The organism is Candidatus Pantoea formicae, from assembly GCF_011752625.1.
Taxonomy (GTDB): Bacteria; Pseudomonadota; Gammaproteobacteria; order Enterobacterales; family Enterobacteriaceae; genus Pantoea; species Pantoea formicae.
Window position 1 is genome coordinate 267283 of the sequence record NZ_VWXD01000005.1, and the last position, 20095, is coordinate 287377.

The 20095-nt window shown below is 52.6% G+C and carries 19 protein-coding genes and 1 tRNA gene; 11 read left to right on the forward strand and 9 right to left on the reverse strand.

Translation table 11 applies throughout. The features are described from left to right. The first annotated feature begins 56 nt into the window (after positions 1-56). From F3J38_RS16975 to ompC, 3 genes are all read left to right on the forward strand, one after another. Positions 57-2189: a type I secretion system permease/ATPase gene (locus F3J38_RS16975; RefSeq protein WP_167140329.1), complete on the forward strand. Its 2133-nt coding sequence runs from the start codon at positions 57-59 to the stop codon at positions 2187-2189. Beyond that, a complete protein-coding gene (locus tag F3J38_RS16980; RefSeq protein WP_167140331.1) occupies positions 2186-3355 on the forward strand; it encodes a beta-barrel domain-containing protein in 1170 nt (389 codons plus the stop codon). Before F3J38_RS16975 ends, F3J38_RS16980 begins: the two co-directional genes overlap by 4 nt. Before the next feature lie 598 nt (positions 3356-3953). Then, positions 3954-5057, forward strand: a complete 1104-nt coding sequence (ompC, locus tag F3J38_RS16985) for a porin OmpC (protein WP_084934634.1) — start codon at positions 3954-3956, stop codon at positions 5055-5057. A 114-nt stretch (positions 5058-5171) separates the two neighbouring features. On the opposite strand, the gene F3J38_RS16990 is transcribed toward ompC, so the two are convergent. Next, positions 5172-5324 carry a hypothetical protein gene (locus F3J38_RS16990; RefSeq protein WP_167140333.1) on the reverse strand — a complete coding sequence of 51 codons (153 nt, stop codon included), beginning with the start codon at positions 5322-5324 and terminating at the stop codon, positions 5172-5174. Between the two features lie 145 nt (positions 5325-5469). Beyond that, complete coding sequence (locus F3J38_RS27960) at positions 5470-5586, reverse strand: response regulator (protein WP_231568828.1); 117 nt, start codon at positions 5584-5586, stop codon at positions 5470-5472. Between the two features lie 141 nt (positions 5587-5727). Here F3J38_RS27960 and apbE point away from each other — a divergent pair, with 141 nt between their 5' ends. The 3 genes from apbE to F3J38_RS17005 all read left to right on the forward strand — a co-directional run bounded on the left by apbE (position 5728) and on the right by F3J38_RS17005 (position 9160). After that, the gene (gene apbE, locus F3J38_RS16995; RefSeq protein WP_167140335.1) at positions 5728-6765 is read left to right on the forward strand and encodes an FAD:protein FMN transferase ApbE; all 1038 of its coding nucleotides are present in this window, start codon (positions 5728-5730) and stop codon (positions 6763-6765) included. 15 nt (positions 6766-6780) lie between these two features. After that, entirely contained in the window at positions 6781-7422 is a 642-nt protein-coding gene (alkB, locus tag F3J38_RS17000) for a DNA oxidative demethylase AlkB (protein WP_167140337.1), read from the forward strand. An 85-nt stretch (positions 7423-7507) separates the two neighbouring features. Beyond that, positions 7508-9160 (forward strand): multidrug ABC transporter permease/ATP-binding protein, encoded by a 1653-nt coding sequence (locus F3J38_RS17005; protein ID WP_167140339.1) that lies wholly within the window; start codon positions 7508-7510, stop codon positions 9158-9160. A 136-nt stretch (positions 9161-9296) separates the two neighbouring features. Here F3J38_RS17005 and F3J38_RS17010 read toward each other — a convergent pair whose 3' ends face one another. Both F3J38_RS17010 and F3J38_RS17015 read right to left on the reverse strand, forming a co-directional pair. After that, positions 9297-10040 carry a 4'-phosphopantetheinyl transferase family protein gene (locus tag F3J38_RS17010; RefSeq protein ID WP_167140341.1) on the reverse strand — a complete coding sequence of 248 codons (744 nt, stop codon included), beginning with the start codon at positions 10038-10040 and terminating at the stop codon, positions 9297-9299. Positions 10041-10118: 78 nt separating this feature from the next. After that, the gene (locus F3J38_RS17015; RefSeq protein ID WP_084934641.1) at positions 10119-10322 is read right to left on the reverse strand and encodes a hypothetical protein; all 204 of its coding nucleotides are present in this window, start codon (positions 10320-10322) and stop codon (positions 10119-10121) included. Between the two features lie 953 nt (positions 10323-11275). Here F3J38_RS17015 and F3J38_RS17020 point away from each other — a divergent pair. Together F3J38_RS17020 and F3J38_RS17025 are read left to right on the forward strand one after the other, a co-directional pair. Continuing rightward, positions 11276-11827: a GNAT family N-acetyltransferase gene (locus tag F3J38_RS17020; protein WP_167140343.1), complete on the forward strand. Its 552-nt coding sequence runs from the start codon at positions 11276-11278 to the stop codon at positions 11825-11827. A gap of 78 nt (positions 11828-11905) precedes the next feature. Beyond that, positions 11906-12325: a putative T6SS immunity periplasmic lipoprotein gene (locus tag F3J38_RS17025; RefSeq protein WP_167140345.1), complete on the forward strand. Its 420-nt coding sequence runs from the start codon at positions 11906-11908 to the stop codon at positions 12323-12325. A gap of 55 nt (positions 12326-12380) precedes the next feature. Here F3J38_RS17025 and F3J38_RS17030 read toward each other — a convergent pair. The 3 genes from F3J38_RS17030 to F3J38_RS17040 all read right to left on the reverse strand — a co-directional run bounded on the left by F3J38_RS17030 (position 12381) and on the right by F3J38_RS17040 (position 14535). Beyond that, a tRNA-Pro gene (locus tag F3J38_RS17030) sits at positions 12381-12457 on the reverse strand. A 72-nt stretch (positions 12458-12529) separates the two neighbouring features. Further along, a complete protein-coding gene (gene yejM / locus F3J38_RS17035) occupies positions 12530-14284 on the reverse strand; it encodes an LPS biosynthesis-modulating metalloenzyme YejM (protein WP_167140347.1) in 1755 nt (584 codons plus the stop codon). A gap of 23 nt (positions 14285-14307) precedes the next feature. Then, positions 14308-14535: a YejL family protein gene (locus tag F3J38_RS17040; protein WP_034824987.1), complete on the reverse strand. Its 228-nt coding sequence runs from the start codon at positions 14533-14535 to the stop codon at positions 14308-14310. Positions 14536-14693: 158 nt separating this feature from the next. On the opposite strand from F3J38_RS17040, the gene yejK reads away from it, so the two are divergent. Then, entirely contained in the window at positions 14694-15698 is a 1005-nt protein-coding gene (gene yejK / locus F3J38_RS17045; RefSeq protein WP_167140348.1) for a nucleoid-associated protein YejK, read from the forward strand. Positions 15699-15754: 56 nt separating this feature from the next. Here yejK and rplY read toward each other — a convergent pair whose 3' ends face one another. Next, the gene (rplY, locus tag F3J38_RS17050; RefSeq protein WP_034824983.1) at positions 15755-16039 is read right to left on the reverse strand and encodes a 50S ribosomal protein L25; all 285 of its coding nucleotides are present in this window, start codon (positions 16037-16039) and stop codon (positions 15755-15757) included. A 128-nt stretch (positions 16040-16167) separates the two neighbouring features. Then, complete coding sequence (gene radD / locus F3J38_RS17055) at positions 16168-17922, reverse strand: DNA repair helicase RadD (protein WP_167140350.1); 1755 nt, start codon at positions 17920-17922, stop codon at positions 16168-16170. A gap of 169 nt (positions 17923-18091) precedes the next feature. Between radD and rsuA the strand changes: the two genes are divergently transcribed. Together rsuA and F3J38_RS17065 are read left to right on the forward strand one after the other, a co-directional pair. Beyond that, on the forward strand, positions 18092-18814 hold the full coding sequence (gene rsuA / locus F3J38_RS17060) for a 16S rRNA pseudouridine(516) synthase RsuA (RefSeq protein WP_167140352.1): 723 nt from the start codon (positions 18092-18094) through the stop codon (positions 18812-18814). Between the two features lie 12 nt (positions 18815-18826). Further along, the gene (locus F3J38_RS17065; protein ID WP_167140354.1) at positions 18827-20017 is read left to right on the forward strand and encodes a Bcr/CflA family multidrug efflux MFS transporter; all 1191 of its coding nucleotides are present in this window, start codon (positions 18827-18829) and stop codon (positions 20015-20017) included. Positions 20018-20095: the final 78 nt, after the last annotated feature.

The following is a 20095-nucleotide window of genomic DNA, read 5'->3' on the forward strand; positions in this document are numbered from 1 at the left end:
CGTCGCCCGTGTCAACAGCGGGCGCTTTCGTTATACCTTTCAAGGAAATTCCAGGGATGAACTCACAATCGAATCACAGCGACAATCTGATCGCTGCCATGCTGCGTGCCGCCGCGCATTGGGGTAAACCCGCTGATCACCTTAGATTACAGCAGCAGATGCGCTGGTTTGCACATCTGGCGCCGCTGCAACAACTAGCACGCATGGCTGAGTTGCTTGGCCTGCACTGTACCTCTGTGACACAGCAGCAACTGCGTTGGGGACCCGACGTCACGCCCATATTTTTGATGCTGAATAACGGTGGGATTGCGTTGCTGGAAGAGATTAATCACGCCGGAGAGGTGCGTTACTGGTTAAGTGAGGGGGGTAATGTCATACGCGAAGGTCAACTCAGCGAGTTACTGGCGCAGAGCCTACCGGAAGTCGGTGTCATCGGTGTAGCGGCCCGCGGGCGTGACCAACGCATCGATGAGTTTATGCAGCCCTATCAGCCGCATTGGTTCTGGCACCATTTTCGTGGCATGCAGCGGCGTATCGTCGAAATCAGCCTGGCTTCCGTGGTCGGGAATGTGCTGGCACTGGCAGGGATTCTGTTTTCAATGCAGGTCTATGACCGGGTTATCCCGGCGCAATCGCAATCCACTTTGTGGGTGCTCTTCTCGGGGGTGTTATTGGCGGTAGGAATCGAGTATCTGATTCGTTTAATGCGCACTCAAGTGGCGGATCTCATGGGCAAGCGTATCGACTTGAAACTCTCTTCGATGCTGTTCGCACGCGCCATGAATATCCGTAATGAGGCGCGTCCTCGATCCACTGGCGCATTTATTGCGCAACTGCGTGAAATCGACCAAGTTCGAGAATTGCTGACCTCTACCACCGTGGGTGCAGCAGCCGATCTGCCTTTTGTGCTGCTGTTTTTATTCATCATGGCGTCCATCGGCGGCTGGCTGGTGATCATTCCACTGCTGGCTATCCCGCTGATTGTGATCCCCGGTTTACTGATACAAATTCCGATGGCTCGGCTGGCACAGGAAGGTCTTCGTGAGGGGGCGTTGCGTCAGGCGGTATTGGTGGAAACGTTGGAAGGTGTAGAAGATATTAAAGCGCTGCAAGCGGAACCTTATTTTCAGCGCCAGTGGGAGCAAACGCACGAAGTCAGTGCCGCCGTGAGCAATCAGCAACGGCTCTGGGGGGCACGCTTAACCGGGTGGGCGGCCAGCGTGCAACAACTCACCTATGCCAGCATGCTGGTCTTCGGTGTCTACCTGATTTTAAACAACCAGATTACGACAGGTACGCTGGTGGCCAGTAGTTTGCTCTCTTCACGCACTCTCGCTCCACTCATGCAACTCACCATGGTGTTTTCCCGCTGGCAGCATGCTAAATCAGCCATGAAAGGGCTCGATGCACTGCTGCAAAAACCGCTCGACCGCCCGGAGCACCAAAGCCTTGCGCACTGCCCCGTGTTGAGAGGCCACTTCCAGTTGCAAGATGTGCGCTATCGCTATGAAGAAGAAAGTCACCTGAGTGTCCTGAATATTGCGCAGCTGGAGATTCATCCCGGTGAGCGAGTGGCGATTCTCGGCAAAGTGGGGGCGGGAAAATCGACGCTGCTGAAAATGTTGGCCGGTCAGGCGCAAGCCACGCAGGGGAGGGTCTGGGTAGATGGTGTGGATATGGCAGGGATTGATCCTATCGATCTGCGCCGCCAACTGGGTTGGTTGTCTCAGGATGCGCGTTTGTTTTTCGGGACGCTACGTCAGAATTTGCTACTCGGTAATCCCCATGCGAGTGAACAAGAGATGCTGCAAGCGTTGCGCATCAGCGGGGCGCTCGCGATGGTGCAACAAGATGCCGCGAGCCTTGATCGGGTGATTCAGGAAGGTGGGCGCGGCTTATCGGGTGGGCAACGGCAAATGATACTGCTCAGTCGATTAATCTTGCGGCAGCCCCAGGTGGTGCTGCTGGACGAACCCACAGCGGCGATGGATGAGGCGCTGGAAGCGCAGGTGATTCGTCAGTTGTCTCAATGGATGACGGACCGCACGCTGGTGTTGGTCACCCATCGCCCAGCTCTGCTGCGGATGGTGGAGCGAATTGTGGTGATGGATAACGGACGTATTGTGGCCGATGGTGCTCGCGAGGAGATATTACGCCATGCTGTGGGCATGAAAGGCGGTGCGGCATGAATCGGGCGATGGTGAATCAAGCCCTGGCTCAGCGTGAGCGTAAAACCTCCGCGATTATCTGGATGTGTACACTCACGCTGCTGTTGTTTCTCGTGTGGGCCCACTTCGCCGTGCTGGATGAGGTCACGGTGGGCTCCGGCAAAGTGATCCCTTCAAGCCGAGCCCAGGTGATCGACAGCCTCGACGGGGGCATAATCAAACAGCTCAATGTGCATGAAGGCAGTATTGTAGAGCGCGGTCAGGTGCTGGCGGCATTAGACGCAGCCCGCTTTGCCTCCAGCTTCGGCGAAGCCATTGCTCGTGTGCGCATGTTGCGTGCCTCCGCGCAGCGGCTGCACGCCGAACTGAACGATCAGCCGCTGACATTTAGTGCGGATATCCTACAACATCCTCAGCTAGTGGCGCGTGAAACTCAGCTTTACCAGTCACGACGGCAGAATCTCACCGAAAGTCTTCGCAATCTGCAGCAGTCATTAAAACTGGTGCAGGATGAGCTCAATATCACGCAACCTCTGGTGCTGCGCGGGGCGGCGGGCAAAGTGGACCTTATTCGATTACGCCGTCAGGTCAGTGATTTACAGGGCAAAATTGATGAAGTACGTAATGACTATTATGTCCGGGCTCATGAGGAACAGGTCAAGAATGACGGTGAACTGGATGCCCAGCAACAGGTCGCAGCGGGTAAACAGGATCAGTTAGCGCGCACCGCGTTGCTTTCACCGGTGCATGGCATTGTAAAAGACATTCGCGTGACAACCGTTGGTGGTGTGTTGGAGCCAGGTAGCAAGTTGATGGAAATCGTCCCGCTGGAGGATCAGTTGCTGATCGAAACCCGCATCAGTCCGCGAGATATCGGCTACATTCGGCCTGGTTTGCCGGCGGTGGTCAAGGTGACGGCTTATGATGCGGCTATCTATGGTGATTTGAAAGGCGAAGTGGAAAACGTGTCACCGGATACCTTGCAGGACGAGGTTAAACACGAGCAATACTATTACCGCGTGTATGTCAGAACGCAAAAAGCAGAACTCTTCAGCCCTCAAGGTCAGAAATTTGCCATCATGCCCGGTATGGTGGCTGATGTTGAGATAAAAACTGGTCAGAAATCCGTGATGGATTATCTCCTTAAGCCGCTGAATAAAGCCAAAGAATCTCTCAGAGAGCGTTAAGTATACGGGCCGGATAATATTTCAGCGATCTTTGTTACGGGCGGAAATTAACATTTCCTATTTAATGCTAAGCAATTAACAAAAAGTGCGAAAATAAACAAATAATGTGAAAATAAGGTGATGTTAATTTAACCCTTAAAACTAACTTTACTTGGTATAAGAAGGGATGGCGCGAATCGTAGGCAAAAAAATGCCGGACAATCATGTCCGGCGGGAATTAGGGTAAAACAACTCATTCGGGGTGAATGAAGGTAATAATGAAATAAATGATGATAGCGGGGGTAATTGTATGCGCAGAGTGGATTTAAGTTTTGTCATTCAGTGCGGCATTGAGTCGTATGTAATTAATTGAATTTAAACGATTAAAAAATGGTTTATCAATGTGTGCTGTATTTTTTGTTGATCTGTGCTGGTTATAAGTTCCACGTTATTTACATTTTGAAATAACTATTAAATACAATGAAACACTTTCGGAAATTTAGTATCATTTTCGTGATAGATTATTGCCCTGTATAAAATAACAATGGCTTGCCGGCTGAATTTTTAATCGTTCAGTTAGCAGTGGCATAAATAAAGGCACATTCAAGAGGGTAATAAAATGAAACGTCGCGTTCTCTCCCTGATGATCCCTGCATTGCTGGTTGCAGGTTCAGCAAGCGCAGCTGAAATTTACAACAAAGACGGCAACAAATTAGACCTTTACGGCAAAGTTGATGGTCTGCACTATTTCTCTGATAACTCTAGCAACGACGGTGACCAGTCTTACCTGCGTTTTGGCTTCAAAGGCGAAACCCAGATCTCTGATCAACTGACCGGTTACGGCCAGTGGGAATATCAGGCTGCTCTGAATACCTCAGAGAGCGAAGGCACCGCCAACAGCTTCACACGTGTGGGCTTTGCGGGTCTGAAATTCGGTGATGCCGGTTCATTCGACTACGGTCGTAACTACGGCGTAATTTATGATGTTGCAGGCTGGACTGACGTACTGCCAGAGTTCGGTGGCGATACCTACGGCGCGGACAACTTTATGTTCCAGCGCGGTAACGGCATGGCGACCTACCGCAACAGCAACTTCTTTGGCCTGGTGGATGGCTGGAACTTCGCGGTTCAGTATCAGGGCAAAAATGATAACCCTACCGAATCCTCTTCAGGTCGTGATGTACTGGGTGAGAACGGCGACGGTTATGGCCTGAGCACCACATATGATCTGGGTTCAGGTTTCGGTATTGGCGCAGCGATGTTCCAGTCTGACCGTACTAACAACCAGAACACCGGTGATATCTTGGGTCGTGGTGATAAAGCTGCAGCCTATACCGGCGGTCTGAAATATGACGCCAACAACGTCTACCTGGCCGCGATGTATACGCGTTCTTACAACGCGACTCGCTTCGGTTCAAGCAGCGGCGACGTTTACGGCTACGCTAACAAAGCGGATAACTGGGAACTGGTTGCACAGTATCAGTTCGACTTCGGCCTGCGTCCATCTCTGGCATACGTGACCTCTCGCGGTAGCGATATCGAAGGTTACGGCAGCCAGAACCTGAAAAAATACATTGATGTAGGTGCGACCTACTACTTCAACAAAAACATGTCGACCTATGTTGATTACCAAATCAACCTGCTGGACGACAACAACTTCACCAATGCGACCGGCATCAACACCGACGACATTGTGGCGCTGGGCTTGGTTTACCAGTTCTAAGTGTGGTGGAGCGTGGCCAACGGGTCACGCTCCAGTTTTAAGTCACAGCATCAAAGCCCGCTGCAAACTTCGACTACCACCACTGCTTGTTCCCTATCTGCATCTGTACTCATCCTACTGCATCGATCGCCATTTTTTGGCTTTTGGCGCAGGTTGCAACGACGTATTGAGCGTTGGCGCACTACCTTCCAGTGCGACGCCTGCCAGTGTGAACGCTGAGAAACGCAACCAGCGCTGCCAGGTCTGTTCACTTTTCGTTTTTTCCATTTTGCACCTCGCTGATGTTCAACTCAGCATCAACGCTGCAGAATTCATGCCAGCTAACCGCTCTCAGCGCCACGCGGGCCGGACGGGGTTTGCTACACTGCGCCAGCGCTGATGTGGTGCAAAGGGTGTGTTGTGGTGCAGAAAATTAACGCCGACGCGAAGGGTAGTGCTGGATCAGACGGTGGCGGTAAGTCTGCCAGCAGCGATAGGCCCCGAAGATAAACAGGCCGGCGGATACGGCAACAATCATATAAATCATCATCTGGCGTTCCTGTATTCGTTGTCGTGCGGGAACGCGTTATCCTGAGTCAACCTGAGTGCAACATCAAGCAGCTTTAGCCTGTTTTACAAGCGATTTATGCTTTGAAACAGGATGAATTAATGCGTTACAGATGAGGAAAGAATGGGATTTAAGAACATTCTGCTAATAAGTGTATTGGCTGCAAGCTTGAGTGGTTGCGATCGACAAGAGACGCGATCCGCGCTGGTGTTGGAAGGGAAAACCATGGGTACCGTATGGCGTGTGAGCCTTGCGGGTGTTGACCCCGGACGTCAAGCGGATTTGCAGCACGTGATCCAACAGCAACTTGATGACGATGATCAGACGCTTTCAACCTGGAAGAAAGATTCGGTTCTGTCACGCTTCAATCAGTATCAAGGCAGTGACCCACAGCCCGTCAGTGCTGATATGGCCGATATCGTGGTCGAAGCCTTGCGCATCGGTAAGAAAACCGAGGGTGCAATGGATATTACCGTAGGCCCGCTGGTCAATCTTTGGGGCTTTGGTCCGATGAAGCAGCCCACGCATACCCCAACGGATGCGGAGATTGCCGCTGCTAAGGCGCAGACTGGATTGCAACATCTGCACGTTATCCAGAACGTTGAAGGGCAGTGGCTACAAAAAGATCTGCCTACACTTTACGTGGATCTCTCAACGATGGGGGAAGGTTACGCCACTGACCACCTGGCGCGGCTGATGGAGCAACAGGGCATTACCGACTATCTGGTATCGGTCGGTGGTGCAGTGCTGAGCCGTGGCAAGAACGCCAGCGATCAACCCTGGCGCGTTGCCATCCAGAAACCCACCGATCGAGAAAATGCGGTTGAAGCGCGTGTTGACTTGCAGGGGCATGGCATCAGCACGTCAGGCAGCTATCGCAACTACTATGAACTCGATGGTAAACGTATTTCTCACGTGATCGATCCCGCGACGGGACGGCCAATCGACCATAAACTGGTGTCGGCAACGGTGATTGCCACGACGGCGCTAGAGGCAGATGGTTGGGATACCGGCTTAATGGTGCTGGGGGCCGAACGTGCTAAGGCACTGGCGTTGAAGGAACACTTAGCGGTGTATCTGATCAGCAAGCAGGGTGATGGTTTTGCGCATTGGATGTCACCACAATTCAAATCTTTCCTGATTGATCAGGAAGATAAGTAATTTCGGGAGACGTGTATGTTGGATCTGTTTAGTGAAGAGGCGCCGTGGCAAGAACCCTTAGCAGAGGGCGCGGTGATTTTGCGTCGTCGCGCACGCGATCATGCCGATGCCTTACTGGCGGCAGTTCATGAGATCGCTGGCCAAAACCCGTTCGCACACCGCATTACGCCGGGTGGCCACCGTATGTCGGTGGCGATGACCAACTGCGGTGATTTGGGCTGGTCGAGCGACTCGCGTGGTTACCAATATACTGAGCAGGACAACAGCAGCGGACACAAATGGCCACCGATGCCTGCGCTTTTTCGTGAACTTGCTCAGCGAACGGCGGAGGAAGCCGGTTTTCCTGGTTTCAATCCTGATGCTTGCCTTATCAACCGCTATGAACCGGGCGCAAAACTGACGCTGCATCAGGATAAAGATGAAAAAGATCTGCGCCAGCCGATTGTGTCCGTCTCTTTGGGATTGCCTGCCGTGTTTCAGTTTGGTGGTTTCGAACGCGGTGATGCCACACAACGTGTGCTGTTAGAGCATGGCGATATCGTGGTATGGGGAGGACCTTCCCGGCTGCGCTACCACGGGATTCTGCCGCTCAAACCCGGTATTCATCCTGATGCAGGTGCCTTTCGCTACAACCTGACTTTCCGGCGCGCCCATTAACGGCGCGCAGGCTGAGAATTATTCTTGCTATCAATCGATCCGCCATTAAACTGCAGGCTGCTTTATTGACCTTCGGAATCTGTTAATGGCATTGCTGCACGTGGTTTATCGCCAGTATCGCTGGCCTTTCATTGGTGTCATTCTGCTTACGTTGTTAAGCGCTGCACTCGGCATCGGCCTTATTGCCTACATCAATAACGAGTTGATTGTGGCAGTCAATACTTCCATTTCCGTGTTGCCTAGCTTTCTTGGCCAGCTGTTTCTGCTGATGGCGGTCACGTTGGGCTCGCAGTTGGCACTCACTCAACTCGGACATCACTTCGTCTGGCGTCTGCGCGGCGAATTCATTAAACGCATCCTTGATACGCGTGTTGAGCGCATTGAGCAGATTGGCAACGCTCAGTTGTTAGCTGGCCTCACCAGTGATGTGCGTGCCATTACCATCGCTTTTGTGCGTCTACCGGAACTGATTCAGGGCATCATTATTACGCTGGGTTCTGCGCTCTATCTGGCGTGGCTGTCACCCAAGATGTTGCTGATGACCTCACTGTGGCTGGTGATCACCTTGGTGGGCGGTTGGTTGCTGGTGTCGCGTGTATATCAGCACATGGCAAAACTGCGTGAAATTGAAGATGATCTGTACCGAGATTTTCAGACCATCATTGAAGGTCGCAAAGAGCTGCAACTCAACCGTGAAAGAGCACAGCTGATTTATGACACCGTGTATCAGGAGAACGCCACCCGTTATCGCCACCATATCGTGCGTGCCGATACGTTCCATCTGAGTGCCGTTAACTGGTCAAATATCATGATGTTGGGTGCGATCGGCATTGTGTTCTTTATGGCCAACGGTCTTGGCTGGGCTAATACCGCCGTGGCAGCGACTTATTCATTAACGCTGCTGTTCCTGCGTACGCCGCTACTGGCGGCGGTGGGCGCATTGCCCACATTACTGAGCGCGCAGGTGGCCTTTCGCAAAATCAACACCTTCGACCTCGCCCCTTATGATGCGCAGTTCAAAGCGCTGCCACAGGTCAGTGAGTGGCAAACGCTGGAGCTACGTGATGTGTGCTTCCATTATGGCGAACACGGTTTTCAGGTGGGCCCGATTAACCTGACGTTGCGTCGCGGTGAGCTGGTCTTTTTGATTGGCGGTAACGGCAGCGGTAAATCGACCCTGGCGATGCTGTTGACCGGCCTCTATCAGCCGCAGTCAGGCAGCCTGCTGCTGGATGGGAAAGTGGTGGACTGGCATAACCTGGATGCCTATCGCAAACATTTCTCAGCGGTGTTTACCGATGTGCACTTGTTTGACCGTCTCATCACTCAAGGGGGCCAGCCTGCCAATCCTGCCTTGGTCCAGCAGTGGCTGGAACGCCTGAAAATGCAGGACAAGCTGAAGTTAGAGGGCAACAAGGTGCTGAATCTGCAACTGTCAAAAGGCCAGAGTAAGCGCTTGGCGCTGTTGCTTGCGGCGGCGGAAGAACGCGACATTTTGCTGCTCGATGAATGGGCTGCGGATCAGGATCCGCATTTTCGGCGCATTTTCTATCGCGAATTATTGCCTTGGCTCCAGGCGTCGGGCAAAACCGTGTTTGCGATCAGTCATGACGATCACTATTTCATTCATGCTGATCGATTGCTGGAGATGCGGGAAGGTCAACTGAGCGAGCTAACAGGCAATGAGCGCGAGATGGCGACGCTGGATGCGGTAAAACGCACCGACACCGGCCATTAACGCCAGGCGGGATAGCTTAGCGAAAACCCTTATTGGGCAAAGTGTTGGCAGGCAGGTAAGGTGAATTTCAACAGAGATTCCTCGTCTCTGTCTCCCTGGAACACTTCTGTCGTCTTGTGTTGTCACCGGCTCGGGTTTATTTCTGAGCCGGTTTTTTATTGCCTGAAAGCGGGTGCGTGACCAGTGTGATGACCCGATCAGCGTTTTGCCAAAATTCTGCCTGCATAACGGTATGGGTGTTAAAGCTGGCAGAGAAATCCTGTGTTAACCGCAGTGTGGCCCGACCCTGTGGCACATTCAGTTCAATTAATTCCGCTTGCAGAAAATCCATGGGCTGATGCAGCTGTGGCCATAATGCTTTATACAGGCTCTCCTTAAGTGAGAACAGCAGTGTGGCAGCCAGCGCAAAGGGCAGGGAGCGTGTTTCCAGCAGCTTGCGTTCGGCCTTATTCATTAACAATTCCACTGTCTCTTGCGCCGTTTGTTCTGCCATCACCTGTTCGACATCGATGCCGATACACAAGGGATGCCGTGTAGCAGCGACGACGGCCATTTGCTGAGAATGTGAAAGCGATGCCTGAATGCCTGCGGGCCATATAGGTGAGCGATCGGGCGCATTACGCAGGACAAAATCGGGCATATCAAAAGTAGAGAGCATTTGCTGTGCCAGCCAGCGGCTAGCCAGATGTTCAGCTTTGCGTTTGATGACTGCACTTTGCAAGGCCAGAGGGAGCGGTAATTGCCACTGATGGTGCAGGTCTTGATGCCACTGTTGCTGATCAAAATGGCACCACGCGATAGCCACCGGATTCTGCCACAGAGCCGCCGCAGTAATAAAAGAGGGAGCGGGCAGAGCAAGTGCGGTTTCAGAAGGGAACATAAAGCATCACGGCTGACGGAAAAACGTAGTTTTACCAGTCAGCCGCGAGGAGAGCAAGCCAAAGGGGCTCACCCACTATTAGTGGTTTGGCGGAATCGCCATGCCTTTAATTTGCACGACGAAGTGCTGGTTGCCTTTGGTGATGCGTGCACCGCGGTCGCACCAACGTGAGGCCAGACGGAAGAAATCGTCGCTGCCGATATCGTAAGCCAGTTCAACTTTGCTGATACCTGAGTGCAGGAGTTCTTCCGCATCCTGCAGGTTTTTTGCTTTGATGACCATAATCATTGTCCATCGAAAAACAGGAGACATTAGAATAGTTAATTAATATGACAGTTTTGTTTCAAATGGATGAAGGCGACGATATTTAGTGATAAATGTGATCCCGCTCCGCTTTGATTGCTTTCGGTAAGTGATTGAATGTTTATCAAAAGGGGGCTGGTGTTATTGTACTAATCAGTTCAGGCCTTGTTTAGATGAGGCTGTTATTTTGAGGAATGGCAGCCTTTTTCACATGTGCGTTTGAGTGCGGGCCACAGCACCTCTGCTGCTGCCGGGCCGTCCTCGCGCCGCTTCGCGGTGCCCTCGGCTGCAACGTTGTGCTGGCCGGATCGTTCGGGTACGGCCATCCATGGCCTACCCGAACTGCCTGTCGCATCCCTGCGCCTGGCTCCTGGCACAACGTCTCCGCCTCAGCGCTGCGAATAGCCCTTGCAGCATCAGAGGCGCTGTGGCCTCAGACACGGTGCCCTTTGTGGCAGTAAAAGCGCTATCGTCTGAGTCATCGTGCCCTTTCCTACAGCGTAAACAGATGTTAGCAAGCAGGCTGGTGCCGCTCTGGGGCGGGCATTTCGCAGCGCTGAACGGAATGAGGAAGCCAGGAGAGCCAGCATGGATGCTGGCGAAAGGTGCAGCCGGGACAGGGAAAGTCCCGTCTGCGCCGGTCCGTCAGGCGGACGAGTGAAGTGAAGGTACCGCGTCAGCGGCGCGAGGACAGCCAGCCCCAGAGCGGCACCAGACTGCGTTATCACCTGTACCGCCAGCCCCAGAGCGGCACCAGGCTGCGTTATCACCTGTATCGCCAGCCCCAGAGCGGCACCAGACTGCGTTATCACCTGTATCGCCAGCCCCAGAGCGGCACCAAACTGCGTTATCACCAGTGGCTTAACCGACAACTTTCAAGCAGGTAACTCCATTTTTTGATAATACTTAATAGATTAACCAAGGAGGTCATAATGGAAGTCCCCCGTCTGGAAACCCCGCGTCTTCTTCTTAAGCCGTTAGAAAGTGAGGATGCTGTGCAGGTACAACAGGTCTTTCCGCGTTGGGAAATTGTTCGCCATCTGGTGAATTCTGTACCTTGGCCTTTCCCGCCGGATGGTGCAAGCCGATATATTGATGGGATGGCATTGCCTGCCATGCAGGCAGGGCAGGCGTGGCACTGGAGTTTGCGCCATCGTTCCGATCCTGAAACATTGATTGGTCTGATTTCATTACGACTCGGCCCGGAAGATAACCGAGGTTTTTGGCTGGTACCGGAGTGGCAGAAACAGGGCTTAATGAGTGAAGCCTGTGAGGCTGTAACGGCATTTTGGTTTCTTGAGTTGCAGCAAACGCGCCTGCGTGTCCCTAAAGCAATGGATAACCAGGCCTCTCGTCGCATTTCCGAGCGAACCGGCATGCGCTTAGTCGATACCTATCGCAAAACGTTTGTTGAAGGGGAACTGTTAGCAGGGACCTGGGAGATCACGCGTGAGGAGTGGCTGGCGCGGAATGGCGTGAGATGATCACAAATAAATGTAAAAGCAGTGTATTAAGCGTATTTGGATTGAATTTTCGATTCTCGAAATGACAGAGATAACCAAATGAAATGGATTTTGCTCATGATATCCACGCTGCTATTAAGCGGCTGTCCCGGCACGAGAGACCGCATACCCTCAACAGAAAAAGCAGACGTGATATTACCAAAGAATGAGGTTTGTGTCAGGGTCCAACCTCATGACGATGAAAAGCTCGAGGCGATATCGATTTATCGCTTGAGTCAATCTCAGGAACGTACCACACGCTTCTTCTCGCCGATGATGAGCGTCAACGCGACAACTTGTTTACCCAATAATGAGTTTGTTTATGAGGACAATGTTGCTTATCACTACTCTGCGAAGCTGACTTCAGCCAAAAAACAATCAGCTCAGCAATGGCCTTTCAGTCGTGAATTTAAGGTCGAATTTAGAGTAAAAAAATCGGATGGCAAAATGCAGATCGAAACGCTTGCACCACAGAGGTAAGGGGAAAAATTTCCGATAAAAAAAGCAGCCATCTAGGCTGCTTTTTTTGGGAATTTGGTCGGCACGAGAGGATTTGAACCTCCGACCCCGGACACCCCATGACCGTGCGCTACCAGGCTGCGCTACGTGCCGAACGTGGAGAAGTAGTCTACTGGTTCTTCAACCGATTGCAAGATGGGCAGGTGTTAACTGTCTCATAATTAATCAGTTTGCCGTAAAGCGCTTCTCTTCTGTGAGTACCTGCAACAACAGCGCTAACTGCGGTTTATGATCCTTAAGTAGCTTACCTTGGGCATCATAGGCGCTGTAACTGCCATTGTTGTTCAAGACCAGCGTGACGGTTGGCGTTGTCACCACTAATTTGCCGTCTTCACTACTGGCCACCCAATTGTGGCTGCGTTGGGCGGCAAACAGGTCTTCACCCTGTGAATAGTTGGCCGGGTTAGTGCGAACATGCAGCAAGCGTTGCATCAGCGTCGTCATTACGTCCTGCTGATCGGTCAGACGATCGATGGTTTGTGCAGGCGTATTCGGCCAATGCACCACCAGTGGCACTTGCAGTGTGGCTCGATTACCAGGATTGTCATCATTTCCATCGATCGTCACCGCGCGCTGCGCAGTAATCACGACAACGGTATTCTTGAGCAAGTCACGCTGTTGAAGCGTTTGTAGCACCGCAGCAATCTGTTCATCAATGCCAGAAGCTTGACGCTGGTAGCTGCGCTGACGCACTTTGGCACTGTCGCCAGTGACGTTCACGCCGTTCAATGCAATCCATGAGAACCAAGGCGATCCATTGCCTTTCTCGCCATTGAGCCAGTTTTGCCATTGGCTGACCGTCGTACTGTTCGGTTGAGTGGTGGCTTCAGGCAGGCTGTAATCAGCCAACAGTGCCTGGCGATAGAGTGGCTGACTAAAGCCATCCGATGCGAACAGGCCGAACTGATAACCTTGCGAATTCAATGCACTTAACAGCGATGAAGGCATACGTGCGGCTAACACGCCATCCATGTAGCTGGAAGAGATGCCGTAGAAGAGACCAAACAGGCCTTTTTCCGGCTGAAGACCGGCACTGTAGTGCTGGGTAAAGCGCACGTTATCGCGGGCAAACTGATCCAGCGACGGTAACGCTTTATCAAGGTTGCTGTTACTTAAGCCATCAACGGTCAGCAACAACAGGTTATGGCGTGTGCCCGCATCGCGGAAGGTAATGTCACTCAGCGGATACTGCACCGACAGGGCTTCTGGGTCACCTTGCTGCACCAGGCGGCGCTGATATTCCTGCGCATCCAATAAACCATGGCGTTCAAGAAAACGTCGTGCGGTCATTGGATAGGAGAGCGGTAGATTGGCGCGCTGCATGGTAATCGGGCGATAGAAGTTCGCATCGGCCCAGATGTATAGCAGGTGGCTGGCGAAGAAAGCGCAGATAAACAGGGCAGCCAGCGGTTTGCCGAACGAGCGGCGATTCAGGCTGCGCAGCTTCTGCCAGCTCCAGGTGGCAAACAGCATCTCCACCAGGAAAATCAAAGGAACACTGATAAACATCAGCTGCCAGTCACGCGCCATCTCGCTTTGGTCGGGGTTGATCACCAGCTCCCACACCACCGGATTAAGGTGAAGATGGAAACGGTTGAACACCGCACTGTCGACCATAATCAGCGTCAGCCCAGCGGTAGCGATAATGGCGGATAGCACCCTGAGCAAGCGTTGCGACATCACCACAAAGGTCAGCGGGAAAATGACAAGCAGATAACCGGCGAACACGATAAAGCTAAAGTGACCAATCCAACTGGTATAGGCATAAATACGACCCGCGAGTGACGCAGGCCAGTCGGCGACCAACAGATAGCGGCTACCTAAAATCAGCGCGAAGATGATATTAAACAGAGCAAACCAGTGCCCCCAGCTGATCATCTGGGAGACTTTTTCGCGATAGCGCTGCCGGTTGGTTACCATATTTATGAGGTCAGATCTGCAATTTAGTGGGCGTTGTCATCGCGAACGGAAGACTGCAACGCTTCCGCGAAAGATTTCGCCAGGCTGCGGCGCTGGGCCGGCGAGACACTGGTGTTGATCAAGTTAGTTACCATGTTCCCTAATACCATCAGGGAAAGGTCGGTTGGCGCTTTGTCTTTTTCAAGAATCTGCGCCATCTGCGCGAGAAGCTTCTCTACACGCTCGTCGCTATAACGGGATGATTGTGGCATATCGTCGACTAATCAAGTGTGAAAAGGCGGTATATTACCGTAACAACGCACTTTTTTCCGCAATTTTATCGCAAGCAGAGCGATCAGTTTGTGCGTGCAGTTGAAAGCAGCGGCGGGCGGTGTTTGAATACGCGCCTGAGCCTAAAGGAGAGTCTACCATGAGTCTGGATATCGACCAGATTGCCCTGCATCAGTTAGTTAAACGTGATGAAAACCAGCTGGAGCTGGTCCTGCGTGACACGTTACTGCCTACTACCCGTGCGGTAGAGGAGATGGCGGAAGAGTTGCATCGGGTATATAGCGCGAAAAGCAAAGCTTACGGTCTGTTTAATGAAGAAAGCGAGCTGGCCGATGCGCTGCGCAATTGCCGCAAAGGGCAAGATGACTTTCTGGCTTTCAGCCGTGCGGCGACCGGCCGTCTGCGCGATGAGTTGGGCAAATACCCGTTTGCGGAAAGTGGCGTGGTGCTGTTCCTGCACTATCGCTATCTGGCGGTGGAATATTTGCTGGTGGCTATGCTGAGCAGCCAGTCGAGCATGCGCGTCAATGAGCAGTTGGATATCAGCAGCACCCATTATCTCGATATCAATCATGCGGATATCGTGGCGCGTATTGATCTCACTGAGTGGGAAACCAATCCCGAGTCCACTCGTTATCTGACCTTCCTGCGCGGACGAGTCGGGCGCAAAGTGGCCGATTTCTTTATGGATTTCCTCGGTGCCAGCGTAGGCCTGGATACGAAAGCACAGAACCGGGGGTTGCTGCAGGCGGTAGATGATTACTGCGCGGAATCGAATCTCGATAAGAACGAGCGCCAGAACTATCGTCAGCAGGTCTACAGTTACTGCAATGATCAACTGCAGGCAGGTGAGGAGATTGCGCTGGAAGATTTGTCCAGTGAACTGCCGCCGCTGGGAGAGAAAACGTTCCAGGCCTTTACCCAAGAGCAGGGCTATGAGTTGGAAGAGCATTTCCCGGCTGACCGTAGCACATTGCGCCAGCTGACCAAGTTTGCTGGCAGCGGTGGCGGCCTGACGCTGAATTTTGATGCCATGCTACTGGGAGAGCGCATCTTTTGGGATCCTGCGACCGATACCCTGACCATCAAAGGCACACCGCCTAATCTGCGCGATCAGTTACAGCGCCGAACCGGCGGTAACTGATTTTCAGGCAAAAAAAACGCCGCGTAAGCGGCGTTCTCTTTTCAACTCGTTGGCGATTAAGCGCGAACAAAGTCGATGTGGTGCAGTTTTGGCTTGAACGGATGACGCTGTACCGCCTGAGCTTTAACTTTAACTTCTTTACCATCAACAACGATGGTCAGCACGTCGGTGTAGAACTCAGGCTTAGCCTGCAGGTTCATTACAACGTCGTGGTCCAGTTCGATAGCAACTGGAGCTTCGTTTCCGCCATAGATGATGGCTGGGAATTTATTTGCTACACGCAGACGGCGGCTCGCACCCTTACCCTGCTCTTTACGTACTTCAGCGTTGAAAGTGGTCATTTGATTTCTCTTCAATCATTTCTGCTACAGGCGACCCAGCAACAGACGGTTATTCATACGCTTTTACGGATGCAAAAGCGGGCGGCATTATAGCCGCAATAGAAGACGCGGGCAAATGATTCCGTCGCTTAACGCAGCTCATTCGCGCGTCGATAACGTCCCTGATAATCGAACATCTTCTCGCGAATTTGCCAGAAATGACCTTTAGCACGTGCCACCACAAAATCGGGATGACGCAGCAGTGGCTGCAAAGCGATAACATCCGCAGCAGTTTGCCAACCGAGTTCCACGCCGGGTGCGCGCTGGTGTGGGCGCATAAACAGCTGCTCGAAGGCTTTACGTTGTGCAGGCGTTTGCAGACGAAAACGTTCACTGACGCTGGTGCCATCTTCATCAAAGTAGGTCGCTTTTAGCCATTCGCCTTTCTCGTCTCGCCCTTGCTCCAGCGTCATGCCGCCGCAGCGCAGCACGCGTGCATCTTTGAGCTTTAACGCGGCTTTCAACATATCATCAGGGTCGACCATGATGCGATCGCACTGATGGCAGCGGCGAGCCGCTATATCGTTTTCTGCACCGCAGTCGGGACAACTTTTAAAGCGGAAGCGATAGTCGCACTGTTCACGATTGCCCTCATCATCCTCCATCACGCCCTGGCAGCGACGACCAAAATGTTCAATGATGTGGCCATCTTCGGTGGTTTTTCCCCAGAAGGTATTGGCGAAACCACAGGCGGGGCAGAACACCTGCACCGGCTGGTTGTCACTGGCGCCTTTTGGCGTGCCGACTTCCGGTGTAAAGAGATCGTGCGGATTGCCTGCGTAATCCAGGATCAGGCAATCGGTTTTGCCCGGTGACAAACGCAGGCCGCGCCCGACGATTTGCTGATACAGGCTGACAGATTCAGTAGGGCGAAGAATGGCGATGAGATCGACGTGTGGCGCGTCAAAGCCGGTGGTCAGTACCGCGACGTTCACTAAAAACTTTAACTGCTGCGCTTTAAATTCGCTGATCAAACGGTCGCGTTCTTTCACCACTGTTTCCGCAGAGACCAACGCGCTGTTCTCGGGCAACAGAGATAAAACCTCACGCGCATGTTCTACCGTGGCGGCGAACACCATCACACCACGGCGATCTTCCGCGAACTCCACGATCTGTCTGATGATGTGCGGCGTCACGCGATTCTGCTGCTTCAATTCGCGATTGAGATCGGCTTCGCTGAATAAGCCGTTATTCTGCGGGATCAGGCGGCTGAAATCGTACTGTACTACCGGCATATCCAACCGTTCAGGAGGGACCAGAAACCCGTGTTTGATCATATAGCGCAGCGGCAATTCATAAATGCAATCCCGGAATAGCGCATGCTGATCGCCGCGCACCATGCCGTGATAATGGAATTGATAAATCCAGCCTTTACCCAGGCGAAAGGGTGTTGCGGTGAGTCCCAGCAGGCGCAGTTGAGGATTGTGTTGACGGAGATGCGCAAACAGTTGTTGATACTGGCTCTCTTCGTTGTCGCTGATGCGGTGGCACTCATCCACGATCACCAGAGAGAAGGCGCTGTCGAAGCGATCCAGATTGCGCGCCACGGATTGCACGCTGCCAAATACCACTTTGCTTTCGCTCTGTTTGCGCTGCAAACCGGCAGCAAAAATATCGGCTTCCAGACCATACGCCTGATATTTACTGTGATTCTGCTCGACCAGCTCTTTCACATGCGCCAGCACCAGCACACGGCCTCTGGCAATCCGCGCCAGTTCAGCGATCACCAGACTTTTACCGGCACCCGTGGGTAACACGATCACGGCGGGCGCATCATGGCGGCGAAAATGCTGGAGCGTGGCGTCAACCGCCTCTTGCTGGTACGGGCGCAGGGTGAAGGACATCAGGGCAAACTTTTTTCTTCAAACGGACACGCATTATGCCATGAAAACACCCGAAACGCAGGCGCGGTACTGTTAGCAGGCGAAGGATCAAGCTATACTGCCCACACTTTTTTAACGGTTTAAAAACGCCGTTTCAGTTCCCTCCGTAGTAACAGGCAAAAGCGAATTCATGCGACTCGAAAAATTCATATCTCAGCAGCTGGAAGTCAGCCGTGCTATCGCTGGCCGCGAAATCCGCGCCAGAAAAGTCACCATCAACGGCGAAGTGGTTCGCGATGCGGGCTACAAAGTGTTGCCAGACGACGAAATCGAATATGACGGCAACCCACTGGTGGTGCAAACCGGCCCACGCTACTTCATGCTGAATAAGCCGCAGGGTTATGTCTGCTCCACTGACGATCCCGATCATCCCACCGTGTTGTTCTTCATTGAAGAACCGGCTGCTTTCAAGCTGCATGCGGCGGGCCGTCTGGATATTGATACCACTGGTCTGGTTCTGCTGACCGATGATGGTCAATGGTCGCATCGCATTACTTCACCACGCCATCACCTCGAAAAAACCTATTTGGTTGAAGTTGAGGAGCCTATCGATCCTGCGTTGATCGAGAAGTTTGCGGCCGGTATTCAGCTGCACAATGAAAAAGAGCTGACCAAACCGGCAGTGTTGGAGATCCTCGATGAAAAGGCCGCGCGCTTGACCATCAGCGAAGGGCGCTATCACCAGGTCAAACGCATGTTTGCAGCCATGGGCAACCATGTATCAGCGCTGCACCGCGAAAGCATTGGTGACATTGTGCTGGATGAGGATCTGGATGAAGGCGAATACCGCGAACTAACAGCGGAAGAAATCGACAGTATCGGTTTGCCTGAAGAACTTAAAAAGCGCAAATAGCGGGAGAAAGTGGTGCGTAAGGAAAAGAATTCACCGGTCGGTTTGGTCGTGATTCTGGGTTTGCTGGCAATGCTGATGCCGCTGTCTATTGATATGTATCTGCCAGCGATGCCGCAAATCGCACGCGAATTTGCGGTTTCGGCGGGCAGCGTACAGATGACGCTCAACCTTTACATCCTTGGCTTTGCAATTGGTCAGTTAGTATATGGCCCACTGGCAGACAGCTACGGGCGTAAACCGGTGATTGTGCTGGGCACATTGATCTTTGCCTGCGCGGCAGCGGCTTGTGCGCTGTCGCAATCCATCGATCAACTGATCTTTATGCGCTTCCTACACGGCTTATCCGCGGCGGCGGCCAGCGTGGTCATCAACGCCTTGATGCGTGATAGTTACTCGAAAGAGGATTTCTCGCGCATGATGTCCTTCGTGATGTTAGTGACCACTATTGCACCCTTGCTGGCACCGATCATCGGGGGTTGGTTGCTACTGCTGTGGAACTGGCATGCGATTTTTTGGACGCTGGCAGTCGCTGCGCTGATTACCACGGTACTGGTGGTGACGCAAATCCGTGAAACGCTCAAGCCTGAGCAACGGCAGCGTTTTCATTTACGTACCACGATAAGTAACTTTGTGGCGCTGGTCAGGCATAAGCGCGCGTTCAGCTATATGCTGGCGAGCGGCTTCTCGTTTGCGGGATTATTTACTTTCCTCAATGCAGGGCCGTTTGTTTACATCGAAGTCAATCACGTTTCACCACAGAACTTTGGCTATTACTTTGGCCTTAATGTGGTGTTCCTGTTTGTGATGACATTGATTAACAGCCGTGCGGTGCGCCGTTTTGGCCCTTTAGCGATGTTCCGTATCGGGCTGATCATTCAGTTTGCGATGGGTATCTGGTTGCTAATCGCCAGTGCCTTGGATCTCGGTTTCATGTCGCTGGTGTTGGGTGTCGCCATGTTTATCGGCTGTGTTTCCACTGTTTCTTCGAATGCGATGGCAGTGATCCTGGACGAGTTTCCACATATGGCGGGTACGGCATCTTCATTGGCCGGAACCTTGCGCTTTGGTGTTGGCGCATTAGTTGGCGCGCTGATGTCACTGGTGAGCATCAATAGTGCCTGGCCGATGGTCGCAACCATTGCGCTATGTGCCACGATTTCAATCGTATTGTTTAGCTACGCGGCACGTCCACGTCACGCTTGATTTGCGGCGGTCAGGCCAAACACAATTCACTGGCGGCGCGGTTTATCGCGCGTATTTACAGCAGTTTTTTGCTGACAA